This is a genomic window from Pseudomonas sp. p21, assembly GCF_001642705.1.
Classification (GTDB): domain Bacteria; phylum Pseudomonadota; class Gammaproteobacteria; order Pseudomonadales; family Pseudomonadaceae; genus Aquipseudomonas.
Window position 1 is genome coordinate 291633 of the sequence record NZ_LWBV01000008.1, and the last position, 19373, is coordinate 311005.

Annotated in this window: 18 protein-coding genes; 5 read left to right on the top strand and 13 right to left on the bottom strand. The window is 63.2% G+C overall.

Going from position 1 to position 19373, the window contains the following annotated elements; translation table 11 throughout:
* The gene (gene plsY, locus A4C63_RS22050; RefSeq protein WP_063914575.1) at nt 1–570 is read right to left on the bottom strand and encodes a glycerol-3-phosphate 1-O-acyltransferase PlsY; all 570 of its coding nucleotides are present in this window, start codon (nt 568–570) and stop codon (nt 1–3) included.
* Nucleotides 571–644: 74 nt separating this feature from the next.
* Here plsY and folB point away from each other — a divergent pair, with 74 nt between their 5' ends.
* Both folB and folK read left to right on the top strand, forming a co-directional pair.
* Nucleotides 645–1001: a dihydroneopterin aldolase gene (folB, locus tag A4C63_RS22055; protein WP_004375185.1), complete on the top strand. Its 357-nt coding sequence runs from the start codon at nt 645–647 to the stop codon at nt 999–1001.
* Nucleotides 992–1501, top strand: coding sequence for a 2-amino-4-hydroxy-6-hydroxymethyldihydropteridine diphosphokinase (folK, locus tag A4C63_RS22060; protein ID WP_063914576.1), 510 nt, complete (start codon nt 992–994; stop codon nt 1499–1501). The genes folB and folK overlap by 10 nt, the downstream gene beginning before the upstream one ends.
* Nucleotides 1502–1610: 109 nt before the next feature.
* Here the strand turns inward: folK and A4C63_RS22065 are convergent, their stop codons facing one another.
* The 11 genes from A4C63_RS22065 to A4C63_RS22115 all read right to left on the bottom strand — a co-directional run bounded on the left by A4C63_RS22065 (nt 1611) and on the right by A4C63_RS22115 (nt 15630).
* Complete coding sequence (locus A4C63_RS22065; RefSeq protein WP_063914577.1) at nt 1611–2717, bottom strand: multifunctional CCA addition/repair protein; 1107 nt, start codon at nt 2715–2717, stop codon at nt 1611–1613.
* Between the two features lie 55 nt (nt 2718–2772).
* A complete protein-coding gene (locus tag A4C63_RS22070) occupies nt 2773–4341 on the bottom strand; it encodes a SpoVR family protein (protein WP_063914578.1) in 1569 nt (522 codons plus the stop codon).
* A complete protein-coding gene (locus A4C63_RS22075; protein WP_046614422.1) occupies nt 4338–5612 on the bottom strand; it encodes a YeaH/YhbH family protein in 1275 nt (424 codons plus the stop codon). Before A4C63_RS22075 ends, A4C63_RS22070 begins: the two co-directional genes overlap by 4 nt.
* A 130-nt stretch (nt 5613–5742) precedes the next feature.
* Nucleotides 5743–7665, bottom strand: a complete 1923-nt coding sequence (locus A4C63_RS22080; RefSeq protein WP_015268718.1) for a PrkA family serine protein kinase — start codon at nt 7663–7665, stop codon at nt 5743–5745.
* Between the two features lie 283 nt (nt 7666–7948).
* Nucleotides 7949–8278: a thiosulfate sulfurtransferase GlpE gene (gene glpE, locus A4C63_RS22085; RefSeq protein ID WP_063914579.1), complete on the bottom strand. Its 330-nt coding sequence runs from the start codon at nt 8276–8278 to the stop codon at nt 7949–7951.
* Between the two features lie 14 nt (nt 8279–8292).
* Nucleotides 8293–9159 carry a symmetrical bis(5'-nucleosyl)-tetraphosphatase gene (locus A4C63_RS22090; RefSeq protein WP_063914580.1) on the bottom strand — a complete coding sequence of 289 codons (867 nt, stop codon included), beginning with the start codon at nt 9157–9159 and terminating at the stop codon, nt 8293–8295.
* Nucleotides 9159–9539 carry a Co2+/Mg2+ efflux protein ApaG gene (gene apaG / locus A4C63_RS22095; RefSeq protein WP_012270198.1) on the bottom strand — a complete coding sequence of 127 codons (381 nt, stop codon included), beginning with the start codon at nt 9537–9539 and terminating at the stop codon, nt 9159–9161. Before apaG ends, A4C63_RS22090 begins: the two co-directional genes overlap by 1 nt.
* A 206-nt stretch (nt 9540–9745) precedes the next feature.
* On the bottom strand, nt 9746–10546 hold the full coding sequence (rsmA, locus tag A4C63_RS22100; RefSeq protein WP_025337458.1) for a 16S rRNA (adenine(1518)-N(6)/adenine(1519)-N(6))-dimethyltransferase RsmA: 801 nt from the start codon (nt 10544–10546) through the stop codon (nt 9746–9748).
* Entirely contained in the window at nt 10543–11532 is a 990-nt protein-coding gene (gene pdxA / locus A4C63_RS22105; protein WP_063914581.1) for a 4-hydroxythreonine-4-phosphate dehydrogenase PdxA, read from the bottom strand. The genes rsmA and pdxA overlap by 4 nt, the downstream gene beginning before the upstream one ends.
* Entirely contained in the window at nt 11529–12848 is a 1320-nt protein-coding gene (locus A4C63_RS22110; protein WP_063914582.1) for a peptidylprolyl isomerase, read from the bottom strand. The genes pdxA and A4C63_RS22110 overlap by 4 nt, the downstream gene beginning before the upstream one ends.
* Nucleotides 12829–15630, bottom strand: coding sequence for an LPS-assembly protein LptD (locus A4C63_RS22115; RefSeq protein WP_063914583.1), 2802 nt, complete (start codon nt 15628–15630; stop codon nt 12829–12831). Before A4C63_RS22115 ends, A4C63_RS22110 begins: the two co-directional genes overlap by 20 nt.
* 130 nt (nt 15631–15760) lie before the next feature.
* On the opposite strand from A4C63_RS22115, the gene A4C63_RS22120 reads away from it, so the two are divergent.
* The 3 genes from A4C63_RS22120 to A4C63_RS22130 are packed head-to-tail and all read left to right on the top strand — an operon-like array spanning nt 15761 to nt 18214.
* Entirely contained in the window at nt 15761–16780 is a 1020-nt protein-coding gene (locus A4C63_RS22120; protein ID WP_063914584.1) for an aminoglycoside phosphotransferase family protein, read from the top strand.
* A complete protein-coding gene (gene murU / locus A4C63_RS22125; RefSeq protein WP_063914585.1) occupies nt 16777–17448 on the top strand; it encodes an N-acetylmuramate alpha-1-phosphate uridylyltransferase MurU in 672 nt (223 codons plus the stop codon). The genes A4C63_RS22120 and murU overlap by 4 nt, the downstream gene beginning before the upstream one ends.
* A 1-nt stretch (nt 17449) precedes the next feature.
* Nucleotides 17450–18214, top strand: coding sequence for a TerB family tellurite resistance protein (locus A4C63_RS22130; RefSeq protein WP_063914586.1), 765 nt, complete (start codon nt 17450–17452; stop codon nt 18212–18214).
* A 144-nt stretch (nt 18215–18358) separates the two neighbouring features.
* On the opposite strand, the gene A4C63_RS22135 is transcribed toward A4C63_RS22130, so the two are convergent.
* Nucleotides 18359–19351, bottom strand: coding sequence for an alpha/beta hydrolase family protein (locus tag A4C63_RS22135; protein WP_063914587.1), 993 nt, complete (start codon nt 19349–19351; stop codon nt 18359–18361).
* Between the last annotated feature and the right edge of the window lie 22 nt (nt 19352–19373).

Consider the following 19373-nt stretch of genomic DNA (forward strand, 5'->3'; position numbering starts at 1 on the left):
TCAGAAGTGCCGTTCGCGCCCGGCAAACAGGTCGCGCAGGTTGCTGCGGTGGCGCCACACGATCATCGCCGTCAGCACGGTGATTGGCAGTAGGGCCTCGGGCTCGCGCCAGGCCAGCAATGGCAAGGTCAGTGGTGTGGCGATCAGCGCCGCCAGCGAGCTGGTGCGGGTAAGGTAGAAAGTCAGCAGCCAGGCGCCGATGGCCAGCAGTGCGGCCGGGAAGTACAGGGCCATGAGCATGCCGGCGGCGGTCGCCACGCCCTTGCCGCCCTGGAAGCGGAAGTACAGCGGGAACAGGTGGCCCAGCACCGCGCACACGCCAACCCAGGCCTGCGCGTGCAGGTCAAGCCCGGCAAGGCGGGCGAGCAATACTGGCAACAGGCCCTTGCACAGGTCGCCAAGCAGGGTCAGGATCGCCAGTTTGCGGCCTGCCAGGCGTAGCATGTTGGTGGCGCCGGCATTGCCTGAGCCGCTGGAACGCGGGTCCGGGCTGCCCGTGAGGCGGCTGAGGACGATGGCGAAGGACAGCGAGCCGAGCAGGTAGGCGAGCAACGCCAGTAACCAAAACATGCTAACTATTCCGGGCGAGGACGCCCTGATTCTAACGGCGCCAGTCGCCCTTGTCGTGCTGTGGAGAGAAGTGCTTGGACAGAGTGTTCATCGAAGGCCTGGAAGTCGATACCGTCATCGGTGCCTATGACTGGGAGCGGGATATTCGCCAGTGCTTGCGCCTGGACCTGAGCTTTGCCTGGGACAACCGCCCGGCAGCGGCCGGTGACGACCTGAACCTGGCCCTGGACTATGCCAGCGTGTCGGCGCGCATCCAGGCATTTGCCGAACAGGCCCGTTTCGAGTTGGTGGAAACCTTCGCCGAGCGCCTGGTGGCGACGTTGATGGAAGAGTTCCACATCCCGTGGGTGCGGTTGAAACTGACCAAGCCGGGTGCGGTGCCTGCGGCCCGTGGTGGTGTTGGCGTGGAGATCGAGCGCGGATGTCTCTGAGCACGGTTTACCTTGGTCTTGGCAGTAACATCGAGCGCGAGGCGCACTTGTGCGCCGGGCTCGATGCGTTGGCCGGCATCCTGACCGATATGCGTTGTTCGCCGGCGTTCGAAAGCCAGGCGGTGGGGATCAAGAGCGGGCCGTTCATCAACTTCGTGGTGACCGGGCAGACTGCGTTGCCGTTGATCGAACTGGACCGCCGGCTGAAGTTCATCGAGGCCGACAATGGCCGCTATGCGCCGGACCGCAAAGGGCTGCCGCTGGATATCGATGTGCTGATGTATGACGATTTGCACGGCACGTTCGATGGGCTGGTGTTGCCTCGGGCCGAGATCCTGAAGAATGCCTTCGTCCTGTGGCCGCTGTCGCTGCTGGCGCCGGAGCTGGTGCATCCGGGGGTAGGCAAGACGATGGCGCAGTTGTGGCAGGAGGCGCGGATCGATCAGGTGTTGGCGCCGGTTGCCTTTGAGTGGCGTGGGTTGCAGCTGACTCCGGCATAAGCCTGTACCGGCCCTTTCGCGGCTAAAGCCGCTCCCACAGGGATCGCATGATGCCAAATGTTGTGCGATCCCTGTGGGAGCGGCTTTAGCCGCGAAGGGGCCGGTATGCTCAACCGAGCTTGTAAGCCTCGAGGGCTTTCAGCCGCTCACCTTTGAGCGCTTCGCCCAAGGCCTGGCCAGTCAGCCCTGCCTGCACCAACGGCTTCACATCCACCGCCCGCGCCGCCGCCGCTGCCCCGCGCAGGTAATCGGCCTGTGGATAACCCGACTTGCCCTCGCCCAGCGCGGTCATCTCGCAAGCGATCAGGAAGTCCTCGAACCGCTGCGGTCGCCGGTACACATCGAACTTCTGCAACAGCTCCAGCAATGCCGTGGCAGGCAGCTCCAGCGCCTGGTTGCCTTGCACCAGGCACTCACCCGTCAGTAACGCCAGCTCCTGGCACTCCCGCGGCGCCTTGAGGCGCTGGTTGACGGCTTTGATCGCGGCTGGTGCCAGCTCCCGCAACAAGCAGGCCCAGCGTACATGCAGGGGCTGTTCGTGCAATGCCGCCTGTTCCAGCGCCGCCAGGGCCTGGGGAGCATCATCAAGCTCAGGCAACAGCTGCTGCAGGGCGCCACAAGCATGCAGCACCTGGAAGAACACCTGCGGCTGCGCCTCCATCAGCGCCCGCTCGATTTCCTTCCAGCTGCGCTCGGCAGTCAGCGCCTGCAATTCGCCAGAGGCGCTGATCTGGCGCATCAGCTCAAGTGTCTCATCGGCAACCCGGAAACCCAGCGGTGCATAACGGGCAGCAAAGCGTGCTACGCGCAGCACGCGCAAGGGATCTTCGGCGAATGCCGGGGAAACATGGCGCAAAAGGCGCTGATCGAGATCGTCCTGGCCATGATAAGGGTCGTACACCGTACCCGTCTCGTCCTCGGCCATCGCATTGATGGTCAGGTCGCGGCGGATCAGGTCTTCTTCCAGGGTCACATCGGGGCTGGCGTGGAAGGTGAACCCGCCATAGCCACGCCCGCTCTTGCGTTCGGTGCGCGCCAAGGCGTATTCCTCGCCGGTTTTCGGGTGCAGGAACACCGGGAAATCAGCGCCGACCGGTCGAAAGCCCTTGGCGTGCATTTCCTCGACCGTGGCGCCGACCACCAGCCAGTCGATATCGCTGACGGGGCGGCCGAGCAGGCGGTCGCGCACGGCGCCGCCGACTTTGTAGATGTGCATGTGCAACTCTCCATAACTGCCGACAGGATACCCTGTCGGCAGTTATGGCGTGGCACTAGAGGTGGTGGATGACAGCCAGGTCCATGCGGCCATAGTCGCCGTTTTCGCCGTGCTCGCCGCGTGGCGGCATGTGGTGGGTCTTCATCACCTGCTCGCCCTGTACGGTCTCCAGATGGATGTCGAAGCCCCACAGGCGGTGCAGGTGCTTGAGCACTTCATCGGTCGAGTCGCCCAGCGGTTTGCGGTTGTGTTGCTGGTGGCGCAAGGTCAGCGAGCGGTCGCCGCGGCGGTCGACGCTCCAGATCTGCACGTTTGGTTCGCGGTTGCCCAGGTTGTACTGCGCCGCCAGTAGTTCGCGAATGGTCCTGTAGCCAGCCTCGTCGTGGATGGCAGGTACATACAGGTCGTCGCGCTGGTCGTCATCGAGGATGCTGAACAGTTTGAGATCGCGCATGACCTTGGGCGACAGGTACTGCAGGATGAAACTCTCGTCCTTGAAGCTGCTCATGGCGAACTTGATGGTAGAAAGCCAGTCACTGCCGGCAATGTCGGGGAACCAGCGGCGATCTTCCTCGGTCGGGTTTTCGCACATGCGGCGGATGTCGGTGTACATCGCAAAGCCCAGTGCGTAGGGGTTGATGCCGTTGTAGTAGGGGCTGTCGAAGCCGGGCTGGAACACCACGCTGGTGTGCGACTGCAGGAACTCCATCATGAAGCCTTCGGTGATCAGCCCCTCGTCGTACAGGTCGTTCATCAGCGTGTAGTGCCAGAACGTTGCCCAGCCCTCGTTCATCACCTGGGTCTGGCGCTGCGGGTAGAAATACTGGGCGATCTTGCGCACGATGCGCACCACCTCGCGCTGCCAGGGTTCCAGCAACGGGGCGTTCTTCTCGATGAAATACAGGATGTTTTCCTGCGGTTCGGCGGGGAAGCGCGCATCATCGCGATCGTTGCCCTTGTCGGCGCTTTTCGGAATGGTCCGCCACAGGTCATTGATCTGCCGCTGCAGGTGCTCCTCGCGCTCCTTCTGCCGCCGCCGCTCCTCTTCGGCGGAAATCGGGTAAGGCCGCTTGTAGCGGTCAACGCCGTAGTTCATCAGGGCATGGCAGGAGTCGATCAGGTCTTCCACGGCATCGATGCCATGGCGCTCTTCGCACTGGGCGATGTACTGCTTGGCGAACACCAGGTAGTCGATGATCGAACTGGCATCGGTCCAGGTGCGGAACAGGTAGTTGCCCTTGAAGAAGCTGTTATGGCCGTAGCAGGCATGGGCGATCACCAGTGCCTGCATGCACATGGTGTTTTCTTCCATCAGGTAGGCGATGCACGGGTCGGAGTTGATCACGATCTCGTAGGCCAGGCCCATCTGGCCGCGGCTGTAGGACTTTTCCGTGCTGAGGAACTGCTTGCCGTAGGACCAGTGGTGATAACCCAGCGGCATGCCGACCGAGGCGTAGGCGTCCATCATCTGCTCGGCGGTAATCACCTCGATCTGGTTGGGGTAGGTGTCCAGGGCGTAACGCTCGGCCAGGCGGCTGATTTCCCGGTCGTAGGTCTGGATCAGTTCGAACGTCCACTCGGACCCGGTGGAAATGGGTTGGCGTCTCTGTGCTCTGGCGGTCATGTGGCTAACCTGCGCTGGAAGAGTTCACGGAAGACCGGGTAGATGTCGCCGGCCGATACCAACTGCTGCTGGGCGAACGTGTCGGGGAAGGCTTCGCCGATGCGCTCGTATTCGTACCACAGCGCCTGGTGCTCTCGCGGGGTGATTTCAACGTAAGTGTAGTACTGCACATGCGGCATGATCTGCTTGGCCAGGATGTCGCGGCAGATCGGCGAGTCGTCGTTCCAGTTGTCGCCGTCGGAGGCCTGGGCGGCGTAGATGTTCCAGTCGCTGGCCGGGTAGCGTTCGGCCATGACCTCCTGCATCAGTTTGAGTGCGCTGGAAACGATGGTGCCGCCGGTTTCCCGTGAATAGAAGAATTCTTCCTCGTCGACCTCACGAGCGCTGGTGTGGTGGCGGATGAAGACCACTTCGATGCGCTCGTAGTTACGCTTGAGGAACAGGTACAGCAGGATGAAGAAGCGTTTGGCGATGTCCTTGGTGGCCTGGGTCATCGAGCCGGACACGTCCATCAGGCAGAACATCACCGCCTTGGAGCTGGGGTTGGGCTGCTTGACCAGCAGGTTGTACTTGAGGTCGAAGGTGTCGAGGAAGGGCAGGCGGTTGATGCGTGCCTTCAGGCGTTCGATCTCATGTTCGACTTCCTGGATATCGGTGAAGTTGTCTGGCTCCTCGACCTTCAGGCGGGCGAGTTCCTTCTGCGCTTCGCGCAGCAGGGCGCGGCTGCTGCCGGTCAGGGCGATGCGCCGGGCATGGGCCGAACGCAGGGTGCGCACGATGTTGATGCGTGACGGGTTGCCTTCGTTGGCGATACCGGCGCGCACGGTCTTGAAGGTGTCGGCCCCGGTCAGGTGACGTTTGACCAGGTTGGGCAGTTCGAGGTCCTCGAACATGAACTCGAGGAATTCTTCCTGGGTGATCTGGAAGACGAAGTCGTCCATGCCCTCGCCGGAGTTGCCGGCCTTGCCACGGCCGCTGCCACCGCCGCCGCCGCCTTGCGGCCTGGGGATGTGTTCACCGGCGGTGAACTCCTTGTTGCCTGGGTGCACGATGGTCTGTTTGCCCCCGCGACCATGGTGCAGCACCGGTTCGTCGATGTCGCGCCCCGGAATGCTGATCTGCTCGCCATGTTCCATGTCCATGATGGAACGGCGGCTCACCGCCTCTTCGACGGCTTTCTTGATGTGCTCGCGGTACCGCCGCAAGAAGCGCTGGCGGTTCACCGTGCTCTTGTTCTTGCCGTTCAGGCGTCGATCTATAACGTAGCTCATGGTCCCTCCGGTAGCTGGGAACAGCTGCACGCTTCAAGCTACGAGCCGCTTCACGTAAAGCCAGCAAAGCAGCTGCCGCCGCCCAAGGCTGGTGTAGCAGCCTTGGGCGCGCGGTGGGTAGCTTGTCGCTTTATTGCGATTTCCTGACCCGCAGGTACCATTCCGACAGCAGACGAACCTGTTTGTCGGTATAACCACGCTCCACCATGCGCGTGACGAAGTCGTTGTGTTTCTGTTGGTCCTCCTTGCTGGCCTTGGCGTTGAAGCTGATGACCGGCAGCAGGTCCTCGGTGTTGGAGAACATTTTCTTCTCGATCACCACCCGCAGCTTTTCGTAGCTCAGCCAGCTCGGGTTCTTGCCATTGTTGTTGGCTCGGGCACGCAGCACGAAGTTGACGATTTCGTTGCGGAAATCTTTCGGGTTGCTGATGCCGGCCGGCTTCTCGATCTTCTCCAGTTCTTCGTTGAGGGCGATACGGTTGAGGATTTCGCCGGTTTCCGGGTCGCGGTATTCCTGGTCCTGGATCCAGAAGTCGGCGTAGAGCACGTAGCGGTCGAAGATGTTCTGGCCGTATTCGCTGTAGGACTCCAGGTAGGCGGTCTGGATTTCCTTGCCGATGAACTCGATGTAGCGCGGGGCCAGGTACTCCTTCAGGTAGCGCAGGTAGCGTTCGCGCACTTCGGCAGGGAACTGTTCCTGCTCGATCTGCTGTTCCAGCACATACAGCAGGTGTACCGGGTTGGCGGCCACTTCATGCGGGTCGAAGTTGAACACCTTGGACAGGATCTTGAAGGCAAAGCGGGTCGACAGGCCGTTCATGCCTTCGTCGACACCGGCGGCATCTCGGTATTCCTGGATCGACTTGGCCTTCGGATCGGTGTCCTTGAGGTTTTCTCCATCGTACACCCGCATTTTCGAGTAGATGTTGGAGTTTTCCGGCTCTTTCAGGCGCGACAGCACGGTGAACTGGGCGAGCATCTTCAGCGTGTCTGGTGCGCAGTGGGCCTTGGCCAGCGAACTGTTGATCAGCAGCTTGTCGTAGATCTTGATTTCATCGCTGACGCGCAGGCAGTACGGCACCTTGACGATGTAGATCCGGTCGATGAACGCTTCGTTGTTCTTGTTGTTGCGGAAGGTGTGCCATTCCGATTCGTTGGAGTGGGCCAGCAAAATCCCGGAGTAGGGGATGGCGCCGAGGCCTTCGGTACTGTTGTAGTTGCCTTCCTGGGTGGCGGTGAGCAACGGGTGCAGGACCTTGATCGGGGCCTTGAACATCTCGACGAATTCCATCAGGCCCTGGTTGGCCCGGCACAGCGCGCCCGAATAGGCGTAGGCGTCAGCGTCGTTCTGCGGGAATTCCTCGAGCTTGCGGATATCCACCTTGCCGACCAGGGCCGAGATGTCCTGGTTGTTCTCGTCGCCGGGTTCGGTCTTGGCGATGGCGATCTGGTTGAGGATCGACGGGTACAGCTTGACCACCTTGAACTTGCTGATGTCGCCGCCGAACTCCTGCAGGCGCTTGGTGGCCCAGGGCGACATGATGGTGTTCAGGTAGCGCCGCGGGATGCCGAACTCTTCCTCGAGAATGGCCCCGTCTTCGGTGGCGTTGAACAGCCCCAGGGGCGACTCGAATACCGGCGAGCCCTTGATGGCGTAGAACGGTACCTTTTCCATCAGCTGCTTGAGTTTTTCGGCAAGCGACGATTTACCACCGCCAACCGGGCCCAGCAGATAGAGGATCTGTTTCTTTTCTTCCAGGCCTTGGGCGGCGTGGCGGAAGTAGGACACGATCTGGTCGATGCACTCTTCCATGCCATGGAAGTCGGCAAAGGCCGGATAGCGGCGGATAACCTTGTTGGAGAAGATTCGCGACAGTCTGGAGTTGGTTGAGGTGTCGATCAGCTCCGGCTCACCGATGGCCAGCAACAGCCGTTCGGCCGCCGATGCGTAGGCACTGCGATCCTCTTTGCACAGCTCGAGGTACTCCTGCAGCGAGAGTTCTTCCTGGCGCGTTGACTCGAAACGTTGTTGGAAGTGGCTAAAAATACTCATGACGTCACCTCGCTCGATACGTGGAGACGACGCCGGATCAGTCAGCTGATGCTGGCATGCAACCGGGTCCGCCGGCTGCTGTATACCCCCCAGAACACCCTGTAACGCTACCGATGACCCGCACGCCGGTGTACCGGCTCTCCCCTTTTTCTGGATGGCCTGCGCTTAAGAATAGTTGGTTATCCGCAAGGTCAAGGGCGAGGGGCGGAGAAGTTGCGAACGACCGTTCGTCAGATAAGCCGCAAGCCCGCACGGGGCGCGGGCTGCAGTAAAAATGAAAAAATTATTCGGCAGTGCCCTGGGCGGTCTCGGCCGGGTAGGTGGCGCGCCACAGCTCAAAGCCGCCGTCCACGCTGTACACGTCGGAGAAGCCCTGGTTCACCAGGTAGGCGGCAGCGCTCTGGCTGGAATTGCCGTGGTAGCACACCACCAAGGTCGGGGCATCGAGGTCGGCATTGCGGATGAACTCGGCGACCGAATGGTTATCCAGATGCCTGGCGCCGGTGATGTGGCCGGCGGCAAAGGCCTGCGGGTCGCGAATGTCGACGACTACCGCACCTTGCGCGCGCAGGGCCAGGGCCTGTTCGGGAGGGATGCGCTTGAATTCGCTCATGGGTACGGCTTCCTTCAGGGTTGATCGTTCAGTGTAGGCGTTTGGGTGGGGAGGCGTAAGTTGCCGTCGTCGCTGCAGTCACAGCGGTGGTATTCGCCGCTGTCGACGTTGTACAGGGTCATGGCGCCGCCCCACACGCAACCGGTGTCCAGGGCGATGATGCCGGGCTCGTTCACCTGCCCCTGCAGGGCGGCCCAGTGGCCGAAGATGATCTTCACATGGCGTGAGCGGCGGTCCTTGTGCGCGTACCAGGGCTTGTAGCCTTTGGGCGCGGTATCCAGGCCTTCCTTGCTCTTGAAGTCGAGCTTGCCCTCGGGGGTGCAGAAGCGCATGCGCGTGAGGCAGTTGGTGATGACCCGCAGGCGTTCGATGCCGCTGAGGTTCTTGTTCCACTTGTTCGGCTCGTTGCCGTACATGCCGTCCAGGTACAGCTTCAGGCGCTCATCGTCGCGCAGCACTTCCTCGACCTCGGCGGCCAGCGCCAGGGCTTTGCCCAAGGTCCATTGCGGCGGAATGCCGGCGTGCACCAGGGCGATGCCACGGGGCTCGTCGTAATGCAGCAGCTTTTGCTGGCGCAGCCAGTCGAACAGCTGGTCGGCGTCCGGCGCTTCGATGATCTCGCGCAGGGTGTCGCTTTTCTTCAGGCGTTCGACGTTGTGCCAGGCGGCCAGCAGGTGCAGGTCATGGTTGCCCAGCACGCACACCAGCGAATGGCGGATCGAATAAAGGAAGCGCAGGGTTTCCAGTGACTCGGGGCCGCGGTTGACCAGGTCGCCGACCAGCCACAGGCGGTCGACGGCGGGGTTGAAGTTGACCCGTTCGAGCAGGCATTTGAGTGGCTGCAGGCAGCCCTGCAGGTCACCGACGGCGTAGGTAGCCATCAGTGCAGCGCTCCGGGCACCGCCAGGCGGAAGGGGGCGATCTCGGCATCGAAGCGTTTGCCGTCTTCGGCGAACATCTGGTAGCTGCCCTGCATGGTGCCCACGCGGGTGCTGATGACCGCGCCGCTGCTGTAGGTGTGGCTCTGGCCTGGGTCGATATTGGGCTGTTGGCCAACGACACCGGCACCGCGCACTTCCTCGACCTCGCCGTCACCGTTGGTGATCAGCCAGTGGCGCGACAGCAGCTTGGCCTTGAGCGAGCCATTGTTCTGCACGGTAATGGTGTAGGCGAAAGCGAAGCGACTGTTTTCGGGGTCGGATTGTTCTTTGAGGTAGCGGGTCACGACGCTGACGTCGATCTGATAGCGGGGGTCGGACATGCAAGGGCCTTGGGCGAGCTGACGCAATAATGCAGTCTAGGCCATTGAGAGGGGGGAGGGCCAGCGGTGCAGGGGCTTGAGGTCTTTGTTGCCAGTACCGGCCCTTTCGCGGGTAAACCCGCTCCCACAGGGATCACACAGATTTCAAGGGTTGTGCAATTCCTGTGGGAGCGGGTTTACCCGCGAAAGGGCCGATACAGGCGATATCAGGCTTGCTGATCGGCCAACTGGTCAGCCAGGCGCACGAAGGCGGCCAGGTCCAGCTGTTCGGGGCGCAGGCTGCCGTCCACGCCAGCCGCTTCGATGGCCGCGCTGTCGAGCAGGCCTTTCATGGTGTTGCGCAGGGTCTTGCGGCGCTGGTTGAAGGCTTCGCGTACCACCTGCTCCAGCAGCTTTGCATCCTTGGCCGGGTACGGCAGCACTTCGTGCGGCACCAGGCGGACGATGGCCGAGTCCACTTTCGGTGGTGGGTTGAAGGCGCCAGGGCCAACGTTGAACAGGTGTTCGACCCGGCAGTGGTACTGCACCATGATCGACAAACGCCCCCAGTCACCACCGCCGGGGCCGGCGGCCATGCGCTCGACCACTTCCTTCTGCAGCATGAAGTGCATGTCGCGGATCAGCCCGGCATGGCTGAGCAGGTGGAAGATCAGTGGGGTGGAGATGTTGTAGGGCAGGTTGCCCACCACCTTGAGGCTACGCGGTGGCACGCCCAGCTGGTTGAAGTCGAACTTCAGGGCGTCGCCCTGGTGCAGGCGGAAATTGCTGCGGCCGGCGAACTTGTGCTGCAGGATCGGCACCAGGTCCTTGTCCAGTTCCACCACGTCCAGCTGTGCGCCGCTACCCAGCAGGCCTTCGGTCAGGGCGCCCTGGCCCGGGCCGATTTCCAGCAGATGTTCGCCAGCCTTGGCGTTGATGGCACGCAGGATGCGGTCGATGATGCCGGCGTCATGCAGGAAGTTCTGGCCGAAGCGCTTGCGCGCCCGGTGTTGGTATTGCTCGTTCATGGTCGGTTCTCGGCCATCTGGTAGGCGGTTTCCAGCGCGACGCGCAGGCTGCCGGTGTCGACCTTGCCAGTGCCGGCCAGGTCCAGGGCGGTGCCGTGGTCGACCGACGTGCGGATGATCGGCAGGCCCAGGGTCACGTTGACCGCAGCACCGAAGCCTTTGTACTTGAGTACGGGCAGGCCCTGGTCGTGGTACATCGCCAGCACCGCGTCGCAGTGCTCCAGATATTTGGGGGTAAACAGGGTATCGGCCGGCAGCGGCCCGCGCAGGTCCATGCCTTCGGTGCGCAGGCGGGCCAGGGTCGGCTCGATGATGTCGATTTCCTCGCGGCCCAGGTGGCCGCCCTCACCCGCGTGCGGGTTGAGGCCGCACACCAGGATGCGCGGGTTGGCAATGCCGAACTTGTCGCGCATGTCGGCATGCAGGATACGGGTTACACGCTCGACGCGCTCGGCAGTGATGGCGTCGGCAATGTCGCGCAGCGGCAGGTGCGTGGTCACCAGGGCCACGCGCAGGCCCCGGGTAGCCAGCATCATCACCACCTGCGCGGTGTGGGTGAGTTCAGCGAGGAATTCGGTATGCCCGGAGAAGGCTATACCGCTTTCGTTGATCACGCCCTTGTGTACAGGGGCGGTGATCATCCCGGCGAAATGCCCGTCCAGGCAGCCTTGCCCGGCTCGGGTCAGGGTATCCAGCACGAACGCCGCATTGGCCTTGTCGAGCTGGCCCGGCACTACCGGGGCTGCCAGGGGGGTATCCCAGACGTACAGGCTACCCGCTGGCGCCGGCTGCTCGGGCCATTGGCCCGGTGCTACCGGCAGCAGGTTGACGGCCAGCCCCAGCTGCGTGGCCCGCTCGGCGAGCAGGTCACGGCTGGTGATGGCGATCAGGGGGTGGGGCTGGGCGTCTGCGGCGAGCAGCAGGCACAGGTCGGGGCCTATGCCGGCCGGCTCGCCGGGGGTGACGGCGAAGCGCAGGGGCTTCACTGGGTGGCCTGGTCAGCGCCAGGCAGCTTGATTTCAACGTAGGCCTCGTCGCGGATCTGGCGCAGCCAGGTCTGCAGCTCTTCGTCGTACTTGCGGTTGCGCAGAACGTTCATGGCCTGCTGTTCACGAGCCTGCTCGGTGCTGTCGGTGGCGCGGCGGCCCAGCACTTCCAGGACATGCCAGCCGTACTGGGTCTTGAACGGACGGGTGACTTCGCCTTGGGCGGCGTTGGCCATCTGCTCGCGGAACTCCGGTACCAGGCTGTTCGGGTCAACCCAGTTGAGGTCGCCGCCGTTGAGCGCCGAACCCGGGTCTTCCGAGAAGCTCTTCGCCAGTTCGCCGAAGTCTTCGCCGTTCTTGATGCGATCGTACAGGCGCTCGGCCAGTTGCTCGGTGGCCGCATCGCTGCGGATTTCGCTTGGCTTGATCAGGATGTGGCGCACATGCACTTCGTCACGCAGCACGTTCTCGCTGCCACCGCGCTTCTCCTCGAGCTTGAGGATGATGAAGCCGTTGGGGATGCGAATGGGCTGGGTGATGTCGCCCACCGCCATGCTGCTGAGCATCTTGGCGAAGTCTGGCGGCAGCTGGCCGGCTTTACGCCAGCCCATCTCGCCGCCTTCCAGGGCGTTTTCGCTGGCGGAGCGGGCAATGGCCATCTGGCCGAAGTCCGCGCCCTGCTTGAGCTGCTGGTACACATCGCCAACCTGGCGCGCGGCGGCCTGGATGGCTTCCGAGTTGGCCGCTTCCGGGGTCGGGATCAGGATGTTGGCCAAGCGGTACTCTTCCGACATCTGCATCTTGCCCAGGTCGGAGTTGAGGAAGTTCTTCACTTCCTGCTCGGACACCTGGATACGCTCGGCCACGCGACGCTGGCGCACGCGGCTGATGATCATCTCGCGCTTGACCTGCTCGCGGGCGTCGTCGAACGACAGGCCGTCACGGGCCAGGGCAGCGTGGAACTGCTCCAGCGACATGCCGTTGCGCTGGGCAATGGTGCCCATGGCCTGGTTCAGTTCTTCGTCGGTGATGCGGATGCCGGAGCGCTCGCCGATCTGCAGCTGCAGGTTTTCGACGATCAGGCGCTCCAGCACCTGCTGGTCCAGCGCGCCGGCAGGCGGCATGCCGCCGCCGCGCTTGGCGATGGTTTGCTGGACCTCGCGGACGCGCTGGTCCAGCTGGCTTTGCATGACCACGTCGTTGTCGACGATGGCCACCACGCGATCAAGAGGTTGTACCGCGGCATGCACCGCGCCACTCAGCAATGCAACGCCCAGCAACGCCGGGCGCAGTCGATCAATAAGCTTGGTCTTCACGTTCACGGTAACCTTGAATGCCTTGGTCGAGGAAAGATTCGACCTTGTTGCCGACTACACCACCGAGGCCTTTCAGGACGATCTGAAGGAAGATGCCGTGGTCGCCCTTTTCGTTTGCCGGGAGGGCTTGGCTGAAGTCGTCGTAATCGATCCAGTAGCGGTTGATCAGGCGCAGCTTCCAGCAGCAGTTGTCGTACTCGAAACCACCCATGGCTTCCAGGGTGCGGTTACGGTTGTAGTCATGCTGCCAGCGAGCGATGACGCTCCACTGCGGAACGACCGGCCAGATGACCGAGAAGTCATGCTGCTGGATCTTGTAGTAGTCCTTGATGTAGTTCGGGCTACCAGGAACACCGTAGTCGCCACCGCCCACTTTCCAGGTACCGGTCGTGGAGTCGTAGGAGATGGTGTCGTTACGGTAGCGATAACCGAGGTTGACCACCTTGTTCGGGTTGTCTTCAGGCTGGTAGTGGAACATCGCGCTGCCCGAGCGGGTGCTGCGGCTGTCCGGGTCCCAGTTGAAGTCCGAATTGAAGCGCCAGTCGCGGTTGAAGAAGTAGTTGTACATCAGCGCGTACGGCGATACATCGGACTGCGCATCGTCGCGGGTACGGTAGTTGATGCCTGGCAACTGGACCTTGCGGTCCTTGAAGTAGTAAGCCTGACCGATGCTGAAATTCTGGCGCTCGAAGCCATTGTCCTCGATCCAGCGGGTGGTCACGCCCAGCGACAGCTTGTTCTCGTCACCGATACGGTCGGTACCGCTGAAGCGGTTGTCGCGGAACAGCGAGTCATAGCTGAACAGGGTTTCACCCGAGTCGAACAGCGGAATGTCCTTCTGGTCCTCGTATGGGACGTAGAGGTAGTACATGCGCGGTTCGAGGGTCTGCTTGTAATTGGTGCCGAACAACGACGTATTGCGGTCGAAGTAGAGCCCGCTGTCCACGCTGAAGATCGGGATGTCGCGGTTCAGCGAGCTGTTATAGCTGCCGTACGCCGGGTTGGCCGATTGAGCGATAGCCTGAGTTTTGCCCTGGCTGTCCAGGTCCAGATCGTAGTGGGTGTACGCGTACTTCAGCTTGGGGGTCAGGTAGCCGTAGCTGGCTTCCATCGGCAGGCTGATCGACGGTGCAACGTTGAAGCGGTTGCCGTTGGCGCGGGCAATACCACTGACGTTCTGGTCCAGGCGACGGCCAGGCGCACCTGCCGAAGTGTCGGGAACGCCATCTTCATTGAATACGAAGTCGTCCTTCAGATCACGATCGAAACGGACTGCCTCGGTTTCGTAGGCAATATTGAGCCCACCCGGTTCGTACGGCAGCTTACCGTTGAAGGTAATCTGCGGCAGCCGATCGTACGGCGTGATCCTCGAGATGGTCGCCATCTCGTAGGCATGCACGTTCAACCGCGCGGTGTAGCTGTCACCACGGTAGGTCAGTGCACCCTGCTGATTCAGCAGGTCCTGGGTTTCAACACCGATCTGGTCGGACTCCAGGTCCTGGAAGTAGAACGGGTCGCTGATGTCGGTGTAGTCCACCTCGGCCATCAGGCGCTCGTCCAGCCCGCCCTTGTGCTGCCAGTTGACCATCCAGCGCTGCTCTTTGTAGTCAGTCTGGTCTTTGCGGTCGTCGTTCTTGTCGTTGAGGTACGCGCCACCGAACTGGCCTTCGCTGGAAGGCGTCAGGTAGCGGAACTCGCCTTCCATCAGCAGGCCGCGCTTGGCCATGTAACGCGGGTACAACGTGGCGTCGTAGTTCGGCGCCAGGTTGAAGTAGTACGGCGTGACCAGCATGAAGCCGGTGTCGCTGCTGCTGCTGAACGATGGCGGCAGGAAGCCGGACTGGCGACGGTCGTCGATCGGGAAGTAGATGTACGGTGTGTAGAACACCGGGAAATCCTTGACCCGCAGCGTAACGTTGGTCGCGGTACCGAAACCGGTGGCCGGGTTCAGGGTGATGTTGTTGCCTTTCAGCTGCCAGGCGTTGCTGCCCGGTTCGCAGGTGGTGTACGTACCGTCCTTGAGGCGGATGATGGCGTTTTCGCCACGCTTGGCGTACAGGGCACTGCCGCGGATGTGCGACTTGTGCATCACGTATTCGGCGTTGTCGACCTGGGCTTCGCCCGTGTCGAGCTGGATCTGAGCCTCGTCACCGACTACCAGCGAACCGTTGTCACGGATCTTGACGTTGCCCTTGAGCTCGCCACGGTTTTCGGTCTGGTAGAGGTTGGCCTCGTCGGCTTCGGCCTGCATGCTGCCCTGGCGCATCACCACGTCACCGGCGAGGGTAGCGATCTGCTGCTCCTGCTGGTACTTGGACACCTTGGCGTTGATGTAGGTCGGCGACTCGTCCTTCGGCGTGGTGTCGGCCATGCCCGGGCGGGTTGGCTCGATGTACGCGCCACCGCAGTACGGGCCGGTTTCGGCCAGTTGCGCGGCGGTGAGCTTTTCACGCGGTACCCAGTCCAGGTGGCTGTAGTCTTCGCTGCGCGACTTCAGGGCACGGCCCTTGGCCTCGGTGACCAGCACCGGCCGGTCCGCAGTTTCGCCTTCGCTCGCGGCTTCGGTGCCGGTGCTGACGGCAGCACCCTCGTGCACCGGGCGCGGCGGCAGGTTGTTGACTGGGGTCTTGGGCTTGCAGTCCCAACCACCGGAGGCGGACACTTGGCAGTCGAACTGTTCGGCTGCCACCACGTAAGACGTGGCCAGAGGTTGCAGGGCCAGCAGACCGCCGGTTACCAGCAACGGAAACTTTCTACGAAACGCGGGGGATTTCAATGCCATCTTATTAGTCCGGGCTTCCTGCGTGCCATCTGCCCGCGTGTGGGGCCGCACGCCTCTCGATGGTCTGAAAAAGATGCTGGATAATAAAGCATGACCCGCTTGACGGCTAGGGCCGTCGGAGACCCTTGTAATGCCTGAACACGATGTACGCCTGCAACAACTGACGGTCTGGCTCGATGAGCAGCTCAATGATCTTTTCCGGAAAAACGCCTGGGGCGATGTGCCCGCAGGCAGCCTGACCGCGGCCAGCAGCGATGCCAGCTTCCGCCGTTATTTCCGCTGGCAGGGCGCCGGCCACAGCTTCGTGATCATGGATGCGCCTCCGCCGCAGGAAAACTGCCGACCGTTCGTCGCCATCGACCACCTGCTGGCCAGCGCCGACGTGCATGTGCCGCAAATCCACGCCCAGGACCTGGAACGTGGCTTCCTGCTGCTGGGTGACCTGGGCCACCAGACATACCTCGACATCATTGATGCCGACAACGCCGACGGCCTGTTCGCCGATGCCATCGACGCGCTGCTGGCGTTCCAGCGCCTGCCGATGGACGCGCCGCTGCCCAGCTACGACGATGCGCTGCTGCGCCGTGAAGTCGAACTGTTCCCCGAGTGGTACGTGGGGCGTGAACTTGGCGTTACCTTCAGCGAAGCCCAGAAAGCCACCTGGCAGCGTATCAGCCAGATGCTGATCGACAGCGCCCTGGCCCAGCCCAAGGTGCTGGTGCACCGCGACTACATGCCGCGCAACCTGATGCAGAGCACGCCCAACCCCGGCGTGCTGGACTTCCAGGATGCCGTGTACGGCCCGGTCACCTACGACATCACCTGCCTGTTCAAGGACGCCTTCCTCAGCTGGCCGCAGGCGCGGGTCGAAGGCTGGCTGCGCGACTACTGGCAGAAGGCGCAGGCTGCTGGCATCCCGGTGCAGGCTGACTTCGAAGCGTTCCAGCGTGCCAGCGACCTGATGGGGGTGCAGCGCCACCTGAAGGTGATCGGCATCTTCGCCCGTATTTGCCACCGTGACGGCAAACCCCGTTACCTGGGCGACGTGCCGCGCTTCTTCGCCTATATAGAAGAAGTGATCAGCCGCCGGCCCGAATTGGCGGAGCTGGGTGAGCTGATTGCCGAGTTGCAGGCCGGAGCGCGTGCATGAAGGCAATGATCCTGGCAGCGGGTAAAGGCGAGCGCATGCGCCCGCTGACCCTGCATACCCCCAAACCGCTGGTCCCGGTCGCCGGCCAGCCACTGATCGAGTACCACCTGCGGGCCCTGGCTGCGGCGGGCGTCACCGAGGTGGTGATCAACCATGCCTGGCTCGGCCAGCAGATCGAGGACCACCTGGGCGACGGCAGCCGTTTCGGCCTGAGCATTCGCTATTCGCCCGAAGGCGAGCCGCTGGAAACCGGCGGCGGCATCTTCAAGGCCCTGCCATTGCTAGGGGATGCGCCGTTCCTGCTGGTGAACGGCGATGTCTGGACCGACTACGACTTCGCGCGCCTGCAGGCCCCCCTGCAAGGCCTGGCTCACCTGGTGCTGGTCGATAACCCTGGCCATCACGGGCGCGGCGACTTCCGCCTGGTGGGCGAGCGGGTGGTCGATGGTGACGATGCGCCCGGCACGCTGACTTTCAGCGGCCTTTCGGTACTGCACCCGGCACTGTTCGAAGGCTGCCAGCCCGGTGCCTTCAAGCTGGCGCCGTTGCTGCGCCAGGCCATGGCGGCGGGCCAGGTCAGTGGTGAGCACTACCGCGGGCACTGGGTGGATGTCGGTACGCTAGAACGCCTGGCCGAGGCCGAGCGCCTGATCGGCGAGCGCGCCTGAAATGTGGTGGCCAAGCACGGTGATTGCTGCCGGTGCCGGCTTTGCCGTTGCCAGCATTCCCGGCGCCCTGCTCGGCGCTTTGCTCGGGCAGGCCATTGACCGCCGCCTGCGTTTGCAAGGCTGGGAGGACATGCGCGAACGCCTGGGCGGGCGGCCGGCCTTGCAGGACGACGAGTTGCTGTTCGTGATGCTCGGGCGCCTGGCCAAGTGCGATGGCCGGGTGGGTGAGCAGCATATCCAGCAGGCGCGTCAGGAAATGGTGCGCCTGGACCTGGCCGAAGCGGCCCGGCTGCGCGCGATTGCCGCGTTCAACCGTGGCAAGGCGGGCAAGGATCGGCTGGGCGGGCACCTGCGGCGCATTCGCCAGCAGCCACATGCGGCCGAGGGCACCCTGCGTGCCTGCTGGCGCATGGTCTGGGCCGACGGCAAGATGGGCAACAAGGAGCGTGAACTGTTGCTGGACTGGGGGCAGAAGCTGGGCCTGAGCCGGCGGCAGGTGCAGGCCATGTCGCTCGAGTACGAGCCGCGCAAGGCGGGGCCAGAAGGGGGGGCCATGACCTATGCGGCGGCGTTGCGCTTGCTGGCGGTCGAGGCAGACACTGATGGCGACAAGGTCAAGCAGGCGTATCGCCGGCTGGTCAGCCGGCACCACCCGGACAAGCTGGCGGGCACTGGCGCCAGTGAGGCACAGGTGCGGGAAGCGACCGAGCGGACCCGGGAGTTGCATCAGGCCTATGCCATGATCCGCAAGCGGCGGGGCCTGTAAAAGCGGGGGCGCTTCGCACCCCTTTCGCGACACAAGGCCGCTCCCACAACTACAGCGCAGCCCCCAGGATTTGCGGGGCACCTGTGGGAGCGGCCTTGTGTCGCGAAAGGGCCGCAAAGCGGCCCCTGCATTCCTGGATCAACCCTACAGGCTCATCCACCCCCGCACCCGGCGGAACAGTTGTTCCTGCTCGGCCGCCTTGTTCCCCGGCATGCCAATCAGCGACAACTGCCGGTACTGGCTGTCCTTCTGCCGCTTGCTGGCCTGCAGGCGCTGCGCGGCCGCATTGCGGTCACCGCTGCGGGTGGCGTAGTAGATGTCGGCAGTCGGCACTCTCAAGGTCGGGGCCAGGCTTGTCAGGTCATGCTCCACCCGCGCCGGTGTCTGCGCGGCGACCATTACCAGTTTCTGCACCTGCGGCGGCTGTTTCTCGCTCAGGTAACGGGCCGCCCAGTACGCGCCGCTGCCATGGCCGATCAGCACGATGCTGCGGGCATTGTGTTGCTGGGCAAAGGCCACCGCGGCATCCAGGCGGGCGAAAACGCGCTCGGCATCGGCCGGGTCGGTTTGCTCGCTGGCCTGTTTGGCGTCAGTGCTTTCTGCGGTGTCGGCATCGGCCGCCGTGGCCTGGGCAACGTTGGCATTGGCATCGGCCGGCACGTCCTTGGCCGGCGCGCTTTCGCCCTTGTCTTGCTCCGGCTCGGCAGCCGGCTTGGCTTCGACCCGCGCCTGCGGGCTGTCGGCGAGCAGGTCGGGCAGGCTGATGCTCAGGCTGTGCCAGCCGATATCGGGGAATTTCTGCCGCAATGGGCCGACTGCATTTGGCCAGTCGACCGTTTCGCCGGCACCGGGGACGATGATGACTGCCCCTTGCGGGTCGCTGTCGTTGGCCGGTTTCCACAGGGCCAGGAAGCTGTCGGCACCGGCCTGCAGGGTCTGCTGCTCGGCCTTGGGCAGCAGCCGTTCGAGCGCCTGGGCATCCTCCTGGCTGCGTTCCAGTAGCGGTGGGCGCGGGGCTTGTGCCGCGGGGGCCTCGGTGGTGGTGGATGGTTTTTCGGCATCGGCGGCAAGAGCGCCGAGAGGAAGGATCGAGGCCAGGCAGCACATTGCCAGCGTCGTGCGATAAAGTGTGGACATGAGTCAACCCGGGGCCAGAATG

Coding starts and splice junctions, on each gene's coding strand:
- plsY (WP_063914575.1), bottom strand. CDS start 570: ATGTTTTGGTTACTGGCGTTGCTCGCCTACCTGCTCGGCTCGCTGTCC.
- A4C63_RS22080 (WP_015268718.1), bottom strand. CDS start 7,665: ATGAGTATTTTTAGCCACTTCCAACAACGTTTCGAGTCAACGCGCCAG.
- A4C63_RS22090 (WP_063914580.1), bottom strand. CDS start 9,159: ATGGCTACCTACGCCGTCGGTGACCTGCAGGGCTGCCTGCAGCCACTC.
- A4C63_RS22075 (WP_046614422.1), bottom strand. CDS start 5,612: ATGAGCTACGTTATAGATCGACGCCTGAACGGCAAGAACAAGAGCACG.
- A4C63_RS22115 (WP_063914583.1), bottom strand. CDS start 15,630: ATGGCATTGAAATCCCCCGCGTTTCGTAGAAAGTTTCCGTTGCTGGTA.
- A4C63_RS22065 (WP_063914577.1), bottom strand. CDS start 2,717: ATGCACATCTACAAAGTCGGCGGCGCCGTGCGCGACCGCCTGCTCGGC.
- A4C63_RS22130 (WP_063914586.1), top strand. CDS start 17,450: ATGTGGTGGCCAAGCACGGTGATTGCTGCCGGTGCCGGCTTTGCCGTT.
- murU (WP_063914585.1), top strand. CDS start 16,777: ATGAAGGCAATGATCCTGGCAGCGGGTAAAGGCGAGCGCATGCGCCCG.
- A4C63_RS22120 (WP_063914584.1), top strand. CDS start 15,761: ATGCCTGAACACGATGTACGCCTGCAACAACTGACGGTCTGGCTCGAT.
- A4C63_RS22135 (WP_063914587.1), bottom strand. CDS start 19,351: ATGTCCACACTTTATCGCACGACGCTGGCAATGTGCTGCCTGGCCTCG.
- rsmA (WP_025337458.1), bottom strand. CDS start 10,546: ATGAACGAGCAATACCAACACCGGGCGCGCAAGCGCTTCGGCCAGAAC.
- A4C63_RS22070 (WP_063914578.1), bottom strand. CDS start 4,341: ATGACCGCCAGAGCACAGAGACGCCAACCCATTTCCACCGGGTCCGAG.
- apaG (WP_012270198.1), bottom strand. CDS start 9,539: ATGTCCGACCCCCGCTATCAGATCGACGTCAGCGTCGTGACCCGCTAC.
- glpE (WP_063914579.1), bottom strand. CDS start 8,278: ATGAGCGAATTCAAGCGCATCCCTCCCGAACAGGCCCTGGCCCTGCGC.
- folK (WP_063914576.1), top strand. CDS start 992: ATGTCTCTGAGCACGGTTTACCTTGGTCTTGGCAGTAACATCGAGCGC.